Consider the following 17,632-nt stretch of genomic DNA (forward strand, 5'->3'; position numbering starts at 1 on the left):
GACCGACGACAACGCCGCGAGCTACGTGGCCCAGCCTCGTGACACCGCTCCCCTATTGCCGGTCGCTCTAAGTAGTCGCCGCCGGAAATTCGCCCAGGGCCTGCCGGTGCCAGGCGGCGTCTCGCGACGCATCAGCCTGGCATCCGACAACCCCCGAAGGACTTCCAGCGCCGGCCACTAAGCTTCCGTTCACGCTCCAATGCCGACCGGGCGCGAAAAAGGATGTGAGAAAAATCGCTCCCCGCGGGTGAAAGCGCACCTGTGTGACCCGTGACACCCAACGTACTGGTTCATCGTACGCACCACAACTGATATAGCAATTGATTACAGGAATCTAGAACTGATATAGCGATCCAGCAGGCTGCCGGCCATGCGACCATGGCTCTTTTCGTGTGACTGGCGGCTCATGCCTACGGAACGCCTGGCCAGGACAGCTCCCCCGAACGGCACAATAATCCTCAGACCGCGGGGCGGAGGAATCCCCGATACCGGAGAACTCATTTGCTGAACGTTGACAACGGTGGTGAACGTGACATCGGTGACCGAGTGGTTGTGCGTACACGCTCGCGAACAACCGGACCAGGTGTACCTCAGGGAGGCTCACGGCAACCGCTCTATCACATACGGCGAGATGCTGTCCCTTGTCCGCTGTTGGCAGGCTGATCTGGACGAACGCGGCCCACAGGCCGGGCGGCGGATCGCTATCGGTGTCTCCGACCCGCTCGACTTCGCGGTCGTCTTCCTGGCGGCAGTCACCGGCGGCCGGCAGGCTGTACCGCTTGATCCGGACTCGCCACCCGCGGAACTGGAGCGAGCGCTGCGGCACGTGCGGCCCGATCTGGTGGTGACCGACCGGCCGCTGCCGATGCCGGCCGGGATTCGCCAGATCAGTCCACGCCTGACGGGCAAAGGAGCGGCCGATGTCCATCGGCGAACCACTGCCGCTGATCCTGCTGATGAGCCGCGGGGCGGTGTCCTGCTGGTGGGTTCGGGAGCGGCCGGGCCGTTCACCGAGATCTTTCTCGCCATCGACCAGCTCGCTCATGTCGCCGCGACCATCAGCCGCCATCACCAGTTCAGCCACACCGACATCGGCTACAGCCCGTTGCCGCTGGTGCATGTCAACACACAGGTGGTGGGACTACTCGCCAGCCTGTGCGGCGGTGCGACCCTCGTGCTTGACCGGCGGTTTCGCCGTCGCGGCTTCTGGACGATGATCGCCAGACACCGGATGACCTGGATCAATGCCGTGCCGGCGATGTTGGCACTGCTGGCAAGAGATCCTCAGACCGCGCAGGCTCATGACTGCCGCGTCAGGTTCGTGCGGTCCGCCGCGGCTCCCCTGCCTGTCGAGGTATTACGGGCGTTCGAAGCGGCAACCGGTATTCCTGTGCTGGAAACGTACGGCACGATCGAGACCGGAGGTCTGATAACGGCCAATCCGCCGCATGGAACCCGTAAACCAGGATCGGTGGGCGTACCGGTCGGCAGCGAGGTCCGCGTCGTCGACCATAGCGGTACCCCGTGCTCGCCCGGTGTAGTCGGAAACATACAGGTCCGCGGCCCCGGGGTGATCCGTGCCCACACCGACAGCACCGGCCACGACAGATTCACTCACGATGGCTGGCTTGACACCGGTGACATCGGTTGCCTCGACTCGGACGGCTATCTCTTCCTGTCCGGCCGTACCGACGACGTGATCAACCGTGGTGGCGAGAAAGTGTACCCCCGTGAGGTCGAGGAGGTGCTGCTCTCCGATCCACGGGTGCGCCATGCCGCGGTCGTGAGCCGCCCGGACGCCGTTCTCGGCGAGGTGCCCGTCGCACTTGTCGTACCCGTGGACGTCCCGGATACCATGCTGCGCTACGACCTGGCGGAACGGTGCGAGACAGGTCTTGCCAAATTCAAGCGGCCAACCAGCATCGAGATCGTCTCGGACCTTCCGGTCAGGCCGACCGACATGATCCGGCTGGAGCGCCCGGCCGAGCCGGCCATCGGGCATACCCATGCGGCCGCGTAGGGCATGCCCGATGGCCGGTAGCCGATGTGGACGATGATCCAGACCGCGTCGTCACCAAATACCGATCATCGCTGTTGCGTCATCGGCTTCCCGGCAACTTGCTACGGTGCAGTCCAGCTGGCCATATGGACCAGCCGTATCACCGACAGGCAACAGGCAAAGAAGGTGCTGTGGACGACGAGACACTCGCGGGATTCCTCGCCGAGCTGGCTTCACCCGCGCCGGCACCCGGCGGCGGCGCTGCCGCTGCTCTCCAGGCCGCGCTGGGCGCGGCGCTGGTGAGCATGGTCTGCAACCTCACGATCGGAAAACCCCGGTACGCCGCGCACGAGGCGACGATGCTTACCGCCCGGGCCCAGGCCGACAAAGCGCGGACCGAGGCGCTGCTGCTCGCCGACGCCGACGCTCGGGCGTTCGCCGCGGTCAGCGACGCTTACAGGTTGCCCAAAGACACCGACGGCGAGCGCGCCGAACGCAGCCGGGCGATTCAGGCCGCGCTGGTCGGCGCCGCCGAAGTACCGCTGCGCACGGCGGCGGTGGCAGCGGGTGTGGTGGGGCTGTGCGCGGCAGTCATCGACGGCGCGAACGTCAACGTCCTCAGCGACGTGGGGGTGGCGGCCGCGAGCGCGCGCGCCGCGCTCGACAGCGCCGCGATCAATGTACGGGTGAACATCGCGGCCATGACGGACACGGCCAACCGCGACCGTGCCGCCGCTGTCCTCACCGGCCATCTGGCGTCTGTGGCTGAAGCCGACGCAATCGTACGTACCGTCGGAGAACGGATCGGATCATGAAGCTGCTGGATGGACGGTCCATGGCCGCCGAGATCGGGCGGGGCGTCGTCGAGAGCACCGAGCGGCTGCGCCAGAACGGAATCGTACCGACGCTGGCGGTGGTGCTGCCGACGACCGACGCGGCGGCCCGGTCCTACGTGGGGGTCATCGAGCGCGGCGCGGCCAAGGTGGGGGTGCGCTGTGTGGTCCATGAGCGCTCAGGCGATCCCGCTGAGCTCCTCGATACGGTCGACCAGCTCGCCGCCGACGACGGGGTGCACGGCCTGATAGTGCAGACTCCCCTGCCGTCCGGGCTGTCCGCCAGCGAGATCGGTACCCGCATCCCGCCGCACAAGGATGTGGACGGGATGAACCCGTTGAGCCTGGGTCGGCTGGCCCTGGGCCTGCCCTGCTTCGCCCCGGCCACCGCGGCCGCGGTCCTGGAGATCCTGCACCGCGGCGACATCAAGCTGGCGGGCACCCGGGTGGCGGTGATCGGGCGCAGTCCGGTGGTCGGCAAGCCTGCTTCTCTCCTGCTGTTGGCCGAGGACGCAACCGTGACGGTATGCCATTCCCGGACAACCGATCTTATCTCGATCGTGCATGAGGCTGACGTCGTGGTGGCCGCTGTCGGCAGACCCAAAATGATCAATAAGGGATTCATCCGGCCTGGCGCCACGGTGATCGACGTCGGCACGAACGTCACGGAATCGGGCCTGGTCGGCGATGTCGATGCCGATGCGGTGGCATCGGTGGCCGGTGCTCTCACCCCCGTCCCCGGTGGTGTGGGACCAGTGACGACGATGCTGCTGCTACGGAACACCACCAGCGCGGCCACGCTGTAGCACGGCAGTAGCGGGACCGGCGATGGCCCCGGCCCGCGTGACACGCGCCGCAGGCTCGGGGCCCCGACCGTCCGTACCGTGGTCAGGCGGTACGGACGGTCGGGACCTGCGCCGCGAGACGGACGCGGTTACGTCCGTCGGCCTTGGCTCGGTAAAGTGCCGCGTCGGCGGTTTCCAGCAGGACGGGCAGGTCCACACTCGGGCCGTTGGCGGTGGCCACACCGACCGAGACGGTCACCGACACGATGACCGCTCCCGCGGACCTGGCATCCACCCGGCAACGCATCCCCGCCACCTGCCGTCGGATCCGTTCCGCGGCATGGGCCGCGTTGTCCAGGTCGACCTCGCAGAGCAGGACGACGAACTCCTCACCGCCGAACCGGCCGACCAGGTCACGGGGCCGGGTGGCCGCCCGCAGGGCATCGGCGACCGAAGCGAGGACGACGTCGCCGGTCAAGTGCCCGAACTGGTCGTTGACCCGTTTGAAGTGGTCGATGTCAACGATGAGTACGGACATCGGACGACCTGCGCGCCGGATGCGGACAGCCTCGCGTTCGGCCACCTCACGCCAGTAGGCCGGGCTGGCGAGCCTGGTCTTGGCGTCGGTGCGCGCGGCCGCCAGTAGCTCCGCGTGCAGCAGGCCACGCTGGAGCAGCAGCGCCGGCGGGGTTGCCACCAGCATGAGCAGCGGATGCGCGGTCCACAGCACCGCGATGACGATCGCGGAACACATCGCCGTGGCGTCGACGGTGAGCATCTCGTGGCCGCCGCCCCCGAACGGACGGCGCACCGCGGCTGGCTGCAGGCGCAGCGGCACACCGTGCCGAAGAATTCGATTGAGCACCGTATAGGTGAGCACGGCGAGAAACAACGCGCCGATGCGCCCGGCGGAGCCGACCAGCGTGTCAATTCGGTATGCTCCCTGCGTTGGAGCAAGTGCTAGGTGCGTGATGGATGCGCAGAATCCGGACACGCCGAGCGCCGCCGCGTTGAAAACCTGTTTGTACCGTGGCCGCGAATCGGTCCCCGCTCGGAACAGGCAGTGGAGAGGCAGGTGCAGCACGGCCGCGTAGAGCGGTGGGAGGAGAAGCGCGACCGGCAGTGTCCAGGTCGACAGCAGGTCTCGGTATGGCTCGTCATTTCGATGGCCCGGCGCACCGAGATATCGCGATGTCTCGGTGGCCAACCGGCCCAGGAGGACAAAAGTGCCGAACGTGAGTAGATCCGCGAATCGCGGGGAAACTTCGGCAAGGCCGGCCAGCACAACCGCCACGTACAGCAGGTCGACGCCGAGAACATAACGGACCAGCCAAGGCGAAAGAGACCAGAGCGTGAAATCCGCCGTCTGGCCGACCAGCCATTCCCGGGCGCGCTGGACCACCCGGCCCCCGCGCCGGCCGGACTGGGATGCCGAGCGGCATTCCCGCCGATCGACGGATGCGGATGCGGATGCGGATGCGGAACCGATCGTTCCGGCTGGATCGACTGGAGCAACCGTTCCGGTCGGAACAGTTGCTCCGCACGAGTCCGCCGTTCCAGCGCAATGCACCATTTTCGCCTGCGGAGGTGACGCAATGCGTAACATCATTTGAGGTTGACCTTCCTCGATCGCTCCGTCCCGGTTCGACCCGTCCCGGCCTATTACTGACAGTGCGCCCTTGGAAACAAAGAGTACGAAGGATCGGCCGGCAACCGCAACCACTTTTGGTGATGTCCCGACATGGATGCCCTCGGGCGATGTGCTGGCGCGTACCGATCCACCCCGCGCCCCTCTCCGCCAGGGCGCTGTCCGGGCAGGTCAGCGCCCTAGATGGACGAGCCGGTCAACCGGTTGCGCGGGCGATCGGCCCTGAGCATCGCCGTGGTCGCCGCGGACACGGCAGGACACATCGGGAGGCGGTGCGGCATCGTGCCGCGTCCGGCCAGCACGCCAGAGCGATGTCGTGATGTCGTGATGTCGTGATGTCGTGATGTCGTGACGTCACCGCGATACTCACGTCGACGGCAGGCGGCCTTGTTCGCTCCGGCTGCCGCTCCCCCGCGTCACCGTAACGACCCGATCGTCATCCGGCCGCTCCGCCTGACAGCACCGCGTGCCCGCAGCTGGGAGCGGTAGCGTTTATAAAGGTCAATATCCGGAAAGACCTTCAACGGCAGCGGTATCGGTCTCGATCGGGAAGGTCGTCGTGTTTCAACTGATCTGGATCTTGATCGCCGGGCTCGTCATCGGCCTGCTGGCCCGCCTCGTCGTCCGGGGGCCACAGAAGATCCCCCTATGGCTGACAGTAGTTATCGGCATTATCGGTGCGCTGGTTGGCAATATAGTCGCGGGAGCCATCGGCGTCGGCCACACCAGTGGCGTCGACTGGATACGGCATGTCCTGCAGGTCGGTGTCGCGGCCGGGCTCGTCGTCCTCGTGACGCCCGTGTGGATGAATCGACGATCTTAGCGGTCGGCGCTGGACGTTCATCCAGGGCCTGCCGGCGTTGTCGTGGCGGGCCGGCCATCCGCCCATACGATCATAAAATTTCCGGCGGCTACCGGGCCGGGGACCCCACAGCCCGGATGCGGTGGCGGGGCCGCTGGGAACCGGGGGCAGGATGTGTGTGTGGTCCTGCCAATTCACGACATCAACCCACTGCGCCGCAAGCCTGTCATAACCTGGCTGCTGATAGCGGTGAACGTCGCCGTCTTCGTGCTCTTCGAACCGGTCGTGACCTCAGTTGCCGGGGTCAGCACGTCGGTATCGCGGAACGTGTGCGAACAACAGCGCTTCTTCGACCAGTGGGGCGCGATTCCCGTGGAGATGCTGGCGAACCGGCCACTTGACCAGGTCCCGAGCGGCCGTTCGCCAGGTCTGAACGCCCGCGGTGAGGTACTGTGCCAGCTGGAGTCACCGCCGTCGTTTGTCAAGTCGCCCGTGCTCTCGGTGCTGACATCGATGTTCCTGCACGGAAGCTGGCTGCACTTGCTTGGGAACATGTTGTTCCTCGGTGTTTTCGGCAACAACATCGAGGACCGCATGGGACGGTTCCTGTATCTCATCTTCTACCTGGTGTGCGGATACACGGCCGCGTACGGGTTCGCGCTGTTCGAACCAGCCTCGACCACCACACTCATCGGCGCCTCCGGCGCGATCGCCGGCGTTCTCGGCGCCTACCTCGTGGTCTTCCCGCGGGCGCGGGTCATCGGCCTTGTCACGTTCCTGCTCTTCCTGCCGTTCTGGTTGCCGGCATGGATCGTGCTGGGCTTCTGGTTCCTGCTGCAGTACGTGTACTTCACCGGGATGGGTGTCGCCGACGGCGGCAGCGTGGCCTACGGGGCGCACGTGGTCGGGTTCGTGTTCGGCGCGCTGGCGGTCATCCCGTTTGTCCGTGAGCTGCGAGCCGCGGGACCCCCTCGCCGCCACGCGCCCGACCACCGGTGGGTCCGCCAGACTCCCTGGTCCTAGGCGGCTTCCTGGTCGAACGACGGCTTCCGGAACACGCCGCAAGAGCACCCGGCAGGCCGGCGGTCCCGACGGTCCCGACGGTCGACGGCCGCGCGGTCATGCGTTGTGCGTGCCCGACCGTCGACCAAACGGCTACCCAACAGCAACGGGCTCCGGCCGGCGCGGTCCACGACGCCGCTTCTTCTCGGCCTTCTCAGTGGGCTCGGCGGTCCGGGTTGGCGAAGGCAGCGCAACCTCGATGGCGACCGTCCGCCAGCCCTCGAAGACCTCCGCGGTCCCGAAACCATGTGCGGCCAAGGCGCTGGCCGCGCCGATGAGTTGTTCATACGTCCGCTGGTCGTCGACTTCGTCCGGGCCACCGGCCGCGGTGGAGTGCCGTACCACCGTGCAGCCGACCTGGAGCGACCCATCCGCGGGTGCTGTCGGTGACAGCGGCGCGCCCACACCGGTGCGCGTGAGCGTCCAGGTCCGGACGAACGTGAACGGCTCGTCCAGGCCGGCCGCCGGAAGACCGCCGACGTACTCTTCCAAGATCTTGACAACCCGCTCGACGGGTGCCGGACCTGAATCCGCACCGCCCCTACCTATCCGCATGGCGACGTCCTCCCTCACATATGAACGATCTCTGGACTGTGGCTGCCGCGAGTGACTCGCGAGAATCCGGTAGCGCATCTTCCCTGATGGCCTGGTTGCTTCCCGCACCGGGGTGTTCACGAGACATTGGCGACACATCGGTTCATCAGGCGTTTTAATGCTCAGACGAGGGTAAAAAACCCGTTAACCGTTCTGATCGGAGAGGTACCCGACGTGGAGTGCCGGAGCTGACGCCCTCGCAGGCCCACGGAACCTCGCTATGGACCGAAACCCGCCCAGAAAGGACCACCATGCGTACCCGCGTACAGGTTCCCATCGTCGCCCTGCTCTGGTTCGTTGTAGGCATCATCGTTGCGCTCAGCAAGAGTTACGAGGTTCACAACACTTCTCAGCTGGTCACCTTTGTCCTGACAGTGGCCCTCTGGCCGATTCCGGTACTCGGCGGGACCCTGACCGTCCAGTTCTGAGACCCGCCAGATGCCAGGCTTGCCAACGGCAACGGACTGTCAGGTGACCAGGTCGCCCTAGTCACCCGGTGGGGAGCGCAGCGGATGGGATCGACGGCGAGGCGACCGGGGTGAGAGCCGCGGCACGCGGTGCGCGCCGATGGGAGCGGGCAGCTGCCGATTACCCGGGAGCGGGGGCCGGGCGATACCAACTCGATTAGAATCTTGCTGTGTAATGTTACTTTTAGCGACAGACAACCCGGGGTCAGGCGGAGAATACGGTGTCGGAGAAATCTGCGAACGTGGCCGGGCCTACTGGGATCACACCGGACGCGATGCCGATCCGGGTGTTCCTGTTGGATGACCATGAGTTGGTCCGTCGCGGACTACGCGATCTTCTTGCCGGGGAACGCGGGATCGCCGTCATCGGCGAAGCCGATCGAGCTGACGGCGCGGATCAGGCGATCCTCGCCATGCGGCCCAACGTCGCTGTCCTCGACGCGCGCCTGCCGGACGGCAGCGGCATCGAGGTGTGCCGACAGGTCCGCTCACAGGACCCCGCAATCGCCTGTCTGATCCTCACCTCGTTCGACGACGAGGACGCTCTGTTCACTGCGATCATGGCCGGAGCCGCTGGATACGTGCTCAAGCAGATCCGTGGCACCGCGCTCGTGGACGCCGTGCGGCGGGTCGCGGCCGGTCAGTCGCTGCTGGACCCCACGGTCACACCGCGTGTACTGTGCCGCCTGCGGCAGGACTCCGACCAGGGCGGACGACTCGCCGGCCTGACCGACCAGGAGCGCCGCATTCTCGTGCTCATCGCTGAGGGGCTCACCAACCGGCAGATCGCCACCCGCATGTTCCTGGCGGAGAAGACGGTGAAGAACTACGTGTCCAGCCTGCTGTCCAAACTCGGCCTGGAGAGCCGGACCCAGGCCGCGGTGTTCGCCACCAGGCTCGGCAGCGACCACTAGGGCGGTCGCCGTCTGTCGACGGCGTTGCCCGGCTGGAACAATAACAGCACCTGCCCGAAAACACTGCGACAATTCGTCGGGGTTGACGGCCGTCCGGGGTCGACCTGATACGCCGACGGATGCGCGATCATGACCCCTGTCGCGTACCGGAGGCCCTGAGGAAATCCAGTAGGCCAAACGGTATGCGGTCAGGCGGCTCCTCCCAGGAACGGCCTGGTCACGAACGAGATGAAGAATGATCCAACAGCTACGGGATCGCGAAACGATCTGTTGGGCCCGTCTCTTCGCATACCCGCAGGCCCCAGGGGACGCTAGTCCGCGTCGTGGAGGGGTGCCACTTTGATCACCAAGGTCCTGGTCGCGAACCGCAGCGAGATTGCTGTTCGTGTCTTCCGAGCCGCGAACGAACTGGGCCTACGCACCGTCGCCGTCTATACGCCCGAAGACGTGGGCTCGTTGCACCGGATAAAAGCGGATGAAGCCTATGAACTGGGCGAACCGGGGCATCCCGTTCGGGGATACCTGGACGTGGACGCTCTGCTGGCCGTGGCGAAACGGGTGGGCGCGGACGCGTTGCACCCGGGCTATGGTTTCCTCTCGGAGAGCGAGGCGCTGGCCGAGGCGTGTGTGCTGGCCGGCGTCACCTTTGTCGGTCCCCCGCCAGAGGTGCTGCGCCTGACCGGGGACAAGGTCGCCGCCCGCGAGGCGGCGGTGGCCGCGGGCCTGCCGGTGCTGCGGGCCTCAGCTCCGCTGACGGACGCGGCGGCCGCCGCCGAAGCCGCCGAGGCGGTGGGCTTCCCCCTGTTCGTGAAGGCCTCGGCCGGTGGTGGCGGCCGGGGGCTGCGCCGGGTGCACCGATCCGAGGATCTCGCCGAGGCTGCGGCAAGCGCGATCCGGGAGGCCGCGGCGGCCTTCGGCGATGGGACAATTTTCCTTGAGCAGGCGGTGGACCGGCCCCGGCACGTCGAGGTACAGGTACTGGGCGACACGACCGGGAACGTCGTCCATCTCTACGAGCGGGACTGTTCAGTCCAGCGTCGCCATCAGAAGGTCGTCGAGGTGGCACCCGCACCGCGGCTTGATCCGGCTGTACGCGAGCGGCTGTGCGCGGACGCGCTCGCGTTCGCCCGGCATGTCGGCTATGTCAACGCCGGCACGGTCGAGTTCCTGGTCGCGGCCGACGGGGCGCACACCTTCATGGAGATGAACCCGCGCATCCAGGTGGAGCACACCGTGACCGAAGAGGTCACCGGCGTCGATCTGGTCGCGGCACAGCTGCGCATCGCCGCTGGCGCGAGCCTGGCCGGCCTGGGCCTCACCCAGGAGTCCATCACGATCCGCGGGGCCGCGGTGCAGTGCCGGGTGACCACCGAGGACCCGGCGGACGGCTTCCGCCCGGACACCGGAAAGATCACCCGCTACCAGTCCCCCGGCGGCCCGGGGGTCCGGCTGGACGGCGCGACCTACGAAGGTGCGGTGGTCACCCCGTATTTCGACTCCCTGCTGGTGAAGGTGACGACCCGGGGCACCACCTTCGAGCAGGCCACCGAACGCGCCCGCCGGGCGCTGGCTGAGTTCCGGGTGCGCGGTGTGCGCACGAACCTGAAGTTCCTGCGCCGGCTGTTGGCCGAGCCCGACTTCCTGGCGGGACACGTGACCACGTCCTTCCTGGACGAACGGCCCGCCCTGTCGGTCGGTGACAGCGGCGCCGACCGGACCAGCCGGCTGTTGGACCGGCTCGCGCACAGCACCGTCAACGGGCACCGGCGGCCGGCCACCGCCCTGGTCGACCCGGCGAGCCTGCTGCCTTCTCTGCCTCCTGGCATGGCGCCGGCCGGATCCCGCCAGTTGCTCACCGAGCTCGGACCGCGGGAGTGGGCGGCGAGGCTGCGGGCAGCCGAGCGGCTCGCGGTCACCGACACGACGTTGCGTGACGCCCATCAGTCGCTGCTCGCCACCCGGCTGCGGACCGCCGAGATTCTCGCGGCGGCGCCCGCCTACTCCAGGCTCACCCCTGGCCTGCTGAGCCTGGAGTGCTGGGGCGGGGCAACCTACGATGTCGCGCTGCGGTTCCTGGCGGAGGACCCGTGGGAACGGCTTGCCGCCATTCGCGAACGCGTGCCGAACATCTGCCTGCAGATGCTGCTACGCGGACGCAACGCGGTCGGCTATACCCCCTACCCTGACGATGTGGTCCGGGCGTTCGTCGCGGAGGCGGCCGCAACTGGTATCGACATCTTCCGTGTGTTCGACGCGCTGAACGACATCGAACAGATGCGGCCAGCGATCGACGCGGTCGTCGAGGCCGGGGCGGTCGCCGAGGGCACGCTGTGTTACACCGGTGACCTCGCGGATCCGGCGGAACCGATCTACACCCTTGACTACTACCTCCGGCTGGCCGACGAGCTCGTCGCCGCGGGAGCGCACGTACTGGCGGTCAAGGACATGGCCGGGCTGCTGCGCCCAGCCGCGGCGCGCATCCTGGTGACGGCGCTGCGGGCAAACTTCGACCTGCCCGTTCACGTGCACACCCACGACACCGCCGGTGGTCAGCTCGCCACGCTGCTCGCGGCGGCCGACGCCGGTGCCGACGCCGTCGACGCCGCGGCCGCGCCGCTGTCCGGCGGGACCAGCCAACCGAACATGTCCGCGCTGGTCGCCGCTACCGACCACACCCCACGCGCGACCGGGATCGACCTTGCCGCCTTGTCCGCCATGGAACCGTACTGGGAGGCGGCGCGTGACCTCTACGCGCCTTTCGAGGCTGGTCTGCGGGCGCCGACCGGTGCCGTGTACCGCCATGAGATCCCCGGCGGGCAACTGACGAACCTGCGGCAGCAGGCGATCGCGCTCGGGCTGGGCGCGAAATGGTCACAGGTGCAGGAGTGCTACGCCCTGGCCAACGACCTGCTCGGTAAACCCATCAAAGTCACTCCGACCAGCAAGGTCGTCGGCGACCTGGCGCTGTTCATCGCGAGCGGCGACATCGACGTCGCTGTCCTGCGGGAGCATCCACAACGCTACGACCTGCCCGCGAGCGTCCTGGGTTACCTGGCGGGCGAACTCGGTACCCCACCCGCGGGCTTTGCCGAGCCGTTCCGCGAGCGGGCCCTTGCCGGCCGGCGCCCGGCCGCGCCAGCGGCCGAGCTCAGCGCCACAGACGCCGCCGCGCTCCGCGGCGCCGGCCGGCGTGAGACGCTGTCCCGGCTGCTGTTCCCGGGTCCGTGGCGGGACTACGCCGCGGCGTTGGCCGCATACGGCAACAGTTCGGCGATCCCCACCGAGGAGTTCTTCTACGGTCTCACGCCGGGCAAGCCAGTGGTTGTCACGGTTGAACCGGGTGTCGAAACCATCGTCGAACTACACGACATCGGTGGGCCGGACGACGCGGGCATGCGCACCCTCTATCTGCGGGTCAACGGACAGCCACGGCCTGTGTCGGTACGGGACAACTCGATCGCACCGGCGTCCACGGCCGCTCGGCGTGCTGATCCGGGTGATCCGGCGCAGATTCCCGCCGGGCTGCCCGGCCTGGTCACCTACACAGTCACTGTTGGTGATCATGTTGGCCAAGGTGATCGGCTCGCGACCATCGAGGCCATGAAGATGGAGGCCGCCGTCACCAGCCCGCATCCGGGAACCGTCGTCGAGCTGCTCCGTTCGTCCGGCGTCTCGGTCGAGGTCGGTGACCTTCTGCTCGTCGTCACCCCGGACCCGGCCACCGGCTGACCGGGTAGCCCGGCCCTGGGCCCGGCCGTGGCCCCGATCGTCCACGCGGCCGCGGTCAGGCCCAGGGCCGTGGCGGACCGTCGGCAAGCCCGATGGGCGTTGGGGTGTCGTTGTGATGATGCCGAGAACGCCCGTCCGGCAATGGTGAGGCGACCGTACGCGGTTATACGCGGTTACGAGGCGGCGAGGAAGCGGTCGAGGACGCGGACGCCGAAACGCAGCGACTCGACCGGCACCCGCTCATCCACGCCGTGGAACATCCCGGCGAAGTCCAGGCCCGCGGGCAGCAGCAGTGGGGAGAAACCGAAGCAGCGGATTCCGAGCCGAGAGAAGGACTTGGCGTCCGTGCCGCCCGAGAGCATGTAGGGGACGGCTCGGGCGGCCGGGTCCTCGGCCCGCAGCGCGCTGGCCATGGCGTCCACCAGCGGTCCGTCAAACCCGGTCTCCAGCGCCTGGTCGTAGACGACCCAGTCACGGCGGACCGCCGGGCCGATCAGTTCATCGATCTGGCGGAGGAACTCCTCCTCCTGGCCGGGCAGGAAACGGCCGTCGACATAGGCGGTGGCCTCCCCCGGGATGACGTTGACCTTCTCACCGGCGTCGAGCTGCGTCGGGTTCACCGTGTTGCGGATCGTGGCTCCGATCATCCGGGCGATCGGCCCCAGTTTGGCGATTGTGGTCTCCAGGTCCTCGGCGTGTACGTCGATGCCGAGTGCGTCGCCGACGGAGTCGAGGAACATCCGGACGGTCGGGGTCAAGACGATCGGGAACCGGTGGCGGCCCAGCCGCACGATCGCCTCGCACAGCGCGGTGACCGCGTTGTCATCGTTGATCATTGATCCGTGCCCGGCCCGGCCGGCAACGGTGAGCTTCATCCAGGCGATGCCCTTCTGGGCCGTTTCGATGGGGTAAAGGCGCAGGTCGTCGGAGATCGTGTAGGAGAAGCCACCGACCTCGCTGATGGCCTCGGTGCAGTCCGCGAACAGGTGCGGATGATTGTCGACCAGCCAACGGGCGCCCAGGACTCCGCCAGCCTCCTCGTCGGCCACAAAGGCGAGAACCAGGTCACGCGGTGGGCGGCGGCCGGACCGGACAAGATCACGAATGACCGCGAGGGTCATTGCGTCCATGTCCTTCATGTCGACGGCGCCCCGGCCCCACAGGCAGCCGTCGAGGATCTCGCCCGCGAAGGGATGCACCCGCCAGTCCGCCGGATCCGCCGGTACCACGTCGAGATGACCGTGGATGAGCAGCGGCGCCCGGCTCGGGTCAGCCCCTTCGACCCTGGCGATGACGCTGGCACGGCCCGGCTCGGATTCCAGCACGGTCGCATCAAGGCCGACCTCGGTGAGCTTGGCGGCAACATACTCGGCGATGGCCCGCTCGTTGCCGTCACCGCTCCCCCGGTTCACCGAGTCGATCCGCAGCAGGTCCCGGCAGATCTCCACAACCTCGTCCTGCGCGGTTACGTCAGGTAGCGAAAGGTGATCAGATGCGACGGATGTGGGTGTTGTTGTGTCATTGACGGTTGGGTTGTTGCTTACCATGGGGTTAGTTTGCCAGTGTGTTGCAAGATCATTTTTAGCATGAAGCATCGTCAACAGCGTTGACTAACGTAGTACAAGGCCGCCAGGCCAGGCTGTCCTCCCAGCACCCTCGGGCAGCCCGCGGCACGCCCTCCCGGGGATACTCGCGTGCGGAACCAGACAGAAATACCCCGAGTAAACAAAGATGCCTGTTTTTCCTGTCACATCAGGCCAGTGCGTACCTGTTGTTCATCAGCCCGGAATACGGATTTTGCAACCCCGCCCTAATCTCACCGACGGACTTCGGGCCCGCCACCGGCAGGCCCGGTATCGCGACCCAGGGACAAGGCGGAGAATGACACGCACACGCCAGCCGGTCAGCCGGCGGGCATTTTTCCCGGCGTCCGGTCGAACAGCAGCCGGCGTGACCGGCGCAGCCAGGGGCCGCCGCGTCGCGGCACTCATGCTGACATCGATGATAACGGTAATCCTGCTTGGTCAATCCACCCCGGCGCAAGCGGCCGACTCCACTCAGTACGGTGGCGACACCTCTCGCGGCCTGGGTGTCGCCATTCCGTTCAGTGGTTTCACCGACCGCAACGGACGGCCGGCTACGATCTCGGGTGCGGTGGGCGCGGACCTCGTCCTGGGCTCAACCGCCCAGCCATATCTACCGTGCCAGAACTTCAACCCTCAGACCGGTACCGGTGACACCTTTGTGAATGCCTGCGAGGTGCGCGGGAGCTACGCCACCTACACGCGTTTCGCGGCCGGCAACGGAATCCTCTTCCCGCACGGCTACTTCATGCCCGACACACAGCCCGACCTGGTCAACGGCGGTTCGCTGCGGACGGGCTGGGGGGCGCGCACGGCCGGGCTCTCGCTGGAGTTCTACCCTGACGTCACCCGTGACCAGGAGTACGTGCACTCCCGTTTCTACGTCGACCGGTTCAACCACCGGGCGAACGGCTGGACCTACTCCGCCTACGTGGGGACCATCAGGCTCGCCACCCTGGCGGACCCGGGCACCGCCCAGATCACCGGAAACGTGACCAGGGGCGGGGCCACACCCGCCAAGAACGAGATCAGGTTCACGGTCTTCGGCGGCGACGCCCGTTCGTCCGCGGGATACCCGATCTCCTCATTCGCGGTCACCTACAGCTCTGGTGCCCCCGGCTGGACCACCGGAGCGATGTACGCCGGGGCGCAGCGCGTCACCGTTGACGACACCGCCACCGGCCACCAGTGCATCTATGATCTCCAGCGCATCACCGGTGCGAACAACCGGGTGGACTTCGACGTCGCCCAGCCCGGCTTCGGTCGCGGCGGCGGTCGGTGCAACTTCGGGTGAGGCAGCCGCCCCATACGGCCGGGCACGCGAACGGACGATCATAAGGCGACGGAGCACGAAGGATGCCAGTCGTGTTAATTACCACGGCTGGCGCCGGTGACCGCCTAGTTTGGTGGGGTGCGACGAATTGCTGCGGGATCACGTGATAGAAGGCCGCCCGCACGCCGTGGATACGGGCGGCCGGCCATAGCCATGGCCGGCCTGTGCATCGGAATCACGGTCATGCTCCTCGCCTGCGACGCCCGGAACGCATCGACCGGACCAGCCGCGGCCGTTGACTGCCGGGAACCCGGAGTAACCAGGGACCAGATCAAGCTGGGACTACTGTATCCCGATACCGGAAACGTGGCGTCGCTCTTCCTCCCTTTCCGCGCGGGTGTTGACGCCCGCCTGGGCGTCGTGAACAGCGCTGGTGGCATAAATGGCCGAAAGATAACGTACACCTGGCGCGACGACGAATCACAAACCGCTGCCAACCTTGCCGCGGCCCGTGCCCTGGTCGACACCGACGACGTCTTCGGAATCATCGAATCGACCTCGGTGGCGAGCGGTTCAGCCGCATTTCTGCACGACCGCGGGATACCGGTCACCGGTACATCCCTGGAAACAGTATGGACAATTTACGACAACATGTTCAGCTACTCCAACCTGATCGCCAACAACGCGTCCATCACAACCTGGGGTGACTTTGTCGCCGCGCATGGCGGCCACAGCGCCGTCGTGGCGCAGGCGGCCTTCTCCGCCACGTCGCTCAGCTTCGCCGACGAACTGACCGCGAGCCTGCGGTCAGCGGGTGTCCGAGTCGTCGGCAACCTCGACGTGACAGGCCCCATCGATGCCGCCGACGTCGGTCGACGTATCAAGGCCAGCGGAGCGGACGTCCTCGTCGGGGCCGTGACCGCCATCTCCTTCGGCCAGGTCGTCGCGGCCGCCCGGGCCGCCCGGGCCGGATTACGGATCATTCTCTCACCAACCGGCTACGACCAGAACATTCTGCGCACCTTCGGCGACGCCCTCGCCGGTGTCTACATCTTCGTCGACTACACCCCCTTTGAAACCGGCACACCCGCGCATCAGGAATTCCTCCGAGCCGTGCCCTCTTACGCGCCGCAACTGCAGCCACCGAATCAACAGGCCGCGCTCTCCGGCTGGATCTCGGCCGACATGTTCCTGCGCGGGCTCGCCGACGCCGGGTACTGCCCGACCCGCCAGCGCTTCATCACCGCGCTGCGGGGGGTGCACGACTACAACGCGCACGGCTTGCTGCCCGCTCCGGTGGACTTCGCCACCGGCTTCGGTCAGCTCAACCGTTGCTACACGTTTCTACAGGTCAGCCCGGACGGCAGCCGCTTCCAGCCCGTCCCGCCCACGCCGCTGTGCGGCTCACGCCTTGGCTGACCGCGGGTCTCGGCGACGCTACTGCGGGCCGAAGACCAGCGTGACGCTCTGGGCACCGGCGGCAGCGTCCGAGGAGATCCTGACGTTCTGATTGTATCCCGTGAAGATCAGTTCCATCGAGCTGTCGGACTTGATCTGCTGCTGGAAGGTATAGCCGGCGGCGGGCATCGCCTGCCGGTAGTACCGGATCGCCGCGTCCCCGGTCACACCGCTCAACGCGAGGGTCACTCCGGTGCCCTCGGAGGCAAGGACCGTCGGCGTCGCACCCTTGGGAAACGGGAAGTGCTTGGGGACGGCTGTTCCCTGCAGCGCGGCGAGCCCCGTCTTCGCGCTGGCCGCCGCGCTTGCCGTCGCCGTCGGGACCGCCGGCCGGGCCACATCAAGATCGGTGGGCAGATCGGTCGGCAGATCGGCGGGCAGGGCCGCGACGGAGGAGGCGCCAGCCGCTGACACCGACGGCGGGGGCACGGCAGGCGTGGAGCCGCCGCATCCACCGAGCAGGAACAGCAGACCGAGCGTGGCAC

At 67.2% G+C, this 17,632-nt stretch carries 15 protein-coding genes; 11 read left to right on the plus strand and 4 right to left on the minus strand.

The window, feature by feature from the left end:
- From MJ783_RS12155 to MJ783_RS12170, 4 genes are all read left to right on the plus strand, one after another.
- On the plus strand, window positions 1–181 hold a 181-nt coding region (locus MJ783_RS12155; RefSeq protein WP_239310524.1), incomplete at its 5' end, for a hypothetical protein.
- Window positions 182–529: 348 nt separating this feature from the next.
- Window positions 530–2,020, plus strand: coding sequence for a class I adenylate-forming enzyme family protein (locus MJ783_RS12160; RefSeq protein ID WP_239310525.1), 1,491 nt, complete (start codon window positions 530–532; stop codon window positions 2,018–2,020).
- Window positions 2,021–2,190: 170 nt separating this feature from the next.
- The gene (locus tag MJ783_RS12165) at window positions 2,191–2,814 is read left to right on the plus strand and encodes a cyclodeaminase/cyclohydrolase family protein (protein WP_239310526.1); all 624 of its coding nucleotides are present in this window, start codon (window positions 2,191–2,193) and stop codon (window positions 2,812–2,814) included.
- A complete protein-coding gene (locus tag MJ783_RS12170) occupies window positions 2,811–3,638 on the plus strand; it encodes a bifunctional 5,10-methylenetetrahydrofolate dehydrogenase/5,10-methenyltetrahydrofolate cyclohydrolase (protein ID WP_239310527.1) in 828 nt (275 codons plus the stop codon). Before MJ783_RS12165 ends, MJ783_RS12170 begins: the two co-directional genes overlap by 4 nt.
- Before the next feature lie 82 nt (window positions 3,639–3,720).
- Here the strand turns inward: MJ783_RS12170 and MJ783_RS12175 are convergent, their stop codons facing one another.
- Window positions 3,721–5,019 carry a diguanylate cyclase gene (locus MJ783_RS12175; RefSeq protein WP_239310528.1) on the minus strand — a complete coding sequence of 433 codons (1,299 nt, stop codon included), beginning with the start codon at window positions 5,017–5,019 and terminating at the stop codon, window positions 3,721–3,723.
- A gap of 805 nt (window positions 5,020–5,824) precedes the next feature.
- Between MJ783_RS12175 and MJ783_RS12180 the strand changes: the two genes are divergently transcribed.
- Together MJ783_RS12180 and MJ783_RS12185 are read left to right on the plus strand one after the other, a co-directional pair.
- The gene (locus MJ783_RS12180; RefSeq protein ID WP_239310529.1) at window positions 5,825–6,088 is read left to right on the plus strand and encodes a GlsB/YeaQ/YmgE family stress response membrane protein; all 264 of its coding nucleotides are present in this window, start codon (window positions 5,825–5,827) and stop codon (window positions 6,086–6,088) included.
- 159 nt (window positions 6,089–6,247) lie between these two features.
- On the plus strand, window positions 6,248–7,090 hold the full coding sequence (locus MJ783_RS12185) for a rhomboid family intramembrane serine protease (protein WP_239310530.1): 843 nt from the start codon (window positions 6,248–6,250) through the stop codon (window positions 7,088–7,090).
- 132 nt (window positions 7,091–7,222) lie between these two features.
- Here MJ783_RS12185 and MJ783_RS12190 read toward each other — a convergent pair whose 3' ends face one another.
- The gene (locus tag MJ783_RS12190) at window positions 7,223–7,684 is read right to left on the minus strand and encodes a hypothetical protein (RefSeq protein ID WP_239310531.1); all 462 of its coding nucleotides are present in this window, start codon (window positions 7,682–7,684) and stop codon (window positions 7,223–7,225) included.
- A 290-nt stretch (window positions 7,685–7,974) separates the two neighbouring features.
- Here MJ783_RS12190 and MJ783_RS12195 point away from each other — a divergent pair, with 290 nt between their 5' ends.
- The 3 genes from MJ783_RS12195 (at window position 7,975) to MJ783_RS12205 (ending at window position 12,833) form a co-directional block, all read left to right on the plus strand.
- The gene (locus tag MJ783_RS12195) at window positions 7,975–8,151 is read left to right on the plus strand and encodes a hypothetical protein (protein WP_239310532.1); all 177 of its coding nucleotides are present in this window, start codon (window positions 7,975–7,977) and stop codon (window positions 8,149–8,151) included.
- A gap of 314 nt (window positions 8,152–8,465) precedes the next feature.
- Window positions 8,466–9,104 (plus strand): response regulator transcription factor, encoded by a 639-nt coding sequence (locus MJ783_RS12200; RefSeq protein ID WP_239310536.1) that lies wholly within the window; start codon window positions 8,466–8,468, stop codon window positions 9,102–9,104.
- Between the two features lie 342 nt (window positions 9,105–9,446).
- Window positions 9,447–12,833: a pyruvate carboxylase gene (locus tag MJ783_RS12205; RefSeq protein WP_239310537.1), complete on the plus strand. Its 3,387-nt coding sequence runs from the start codon at window positions 9,447–9,449 to the stop codon at window positions 12,831–12,833.
- A gap of 173 nt (window positions 12,834–13,006) precedes the next feature.
- Here MJ783_RS12205 and MJ783_RS12210 read toward each other — a convergent pair whose 3' ends face one another.
- Window positions 13,007–14,380: a M20/M25/M40 family metallo-hydrolase gene (locus MJ783_RS12210; RefSeq protein WP_239310533.1), complete on the minus strand. Its 1,374-nt coding sequence runs from the start codon at window positions 14,378–14,380 to the stop codon at window positions 13,007–13,009.
- A gap of 454 nt (window positions 14,381–14,834) precedes the next feature.
- Here MJ783_RS12210 and MJ783_RS12215 point away from each other — a divergent pair, with 454 nt between their 5' ends.
- Together MJ783_RS12215 and MJ783_RS12220 are read left to right on the plus strand one after the other, a co-directional pair.
- Window positions 14,835–15,710: a hypothetical protein gene (locus MJ783_RS12215; RefSeq protein WP_370651611.1), complete on the plus strand. Its 876-nt coding sequence runs from the start codon at window positions 14,835–14,837 to the stop codon at window positions 15,708–15,710.
- A gap of 192 nt (window positions 15,711–15,902) precedes the next feature.
- Window positions 15,903–17,108, plus strand: coding sequence for an ABC transporter substrate-binding protein (locus MJ783_RS12220; protein ID WP_239310534.1), 1,206 nt, complete (start codon window positions 15,903–15,905; stop codon window positions 17,106–17,108).
- An 18-nt stretch (window positions 17,109–17,126) separates the two neighbouring features.
- Here the strand turns inward: MJ783_RS12220 and MJ783_RS12225 are convergent.
- A partial coding sequence (locus MJ783_RS12225) for a hypothetical protein (RefSeq protein ID WP_239310535.1) occupies window positions 17,127–17,632 on the minus strand: 506 nt, incomplete at its 5' end.

This window comes from Protofrankia sp. Cj3, from assembly GCF_917627355.1.
Lineage (GTDB): Bacteria > Actinomycetota > Actinomycetes > Frankiales > Frankiaceae > Protofrankia.

What these genes read in the sequence shown, in the direction of transcription:
- MJ783_RS12200 (WP_239310536.1), top strand. Translation starts at nt 8,466, where the DNA reads ATGCCGATCCGGGTGTTCCTGTTGGATGACCATGAGTTGGTCCGTCGC.
- MJ783_RS12170 (WP_239310527.1), top strand. Translation starts at nt 2,811, where the DNA reads ATGAAGCTGCTGGATGGACGGTCCATGGCCGCCGAGATCGGGCGGGGC.
- MJ783_RS12220 (WP_239310534.1), top strand. Translation starts at nt 15,903, where the DNA reads ATGGCCGGCCTGTGCATCGGAATCACGGTCATGCTCCTCGCCTGCGAC.
- MJ783_RS12195 (WP_239310532.1), top strand. Translation starts at nt 7,975, where the DNA reads ATGCGTACCCGCGTACAGGTTCCCATCGTCGCCCTGCTCTGGTTCGTT.
- MJ783_RS12190 (WP_239310531.1), bottom strand. Translation starts at nt 7,684, where the DNA reads ATGCGGATAGGTAGGGGCGGTGCGGATTCAGGTCCGGCACCCGTCGAG.
- MJ783_RS12210 (WP_239310533.1), bottom strand. Translation starts at nt 14,380, where the DNA reads ATGGTAAGCAACAACCCAACCGTCAATGACACAACAACACCCACATCC.
- MJ783_RS12215 (WP_370651611.1), top strand. Translation starts at nt 14,835, where the DNA reads ATGATAACGGTAATCCTGCTTGGTCAATCCACCCCGGCGCAAGCGGCC.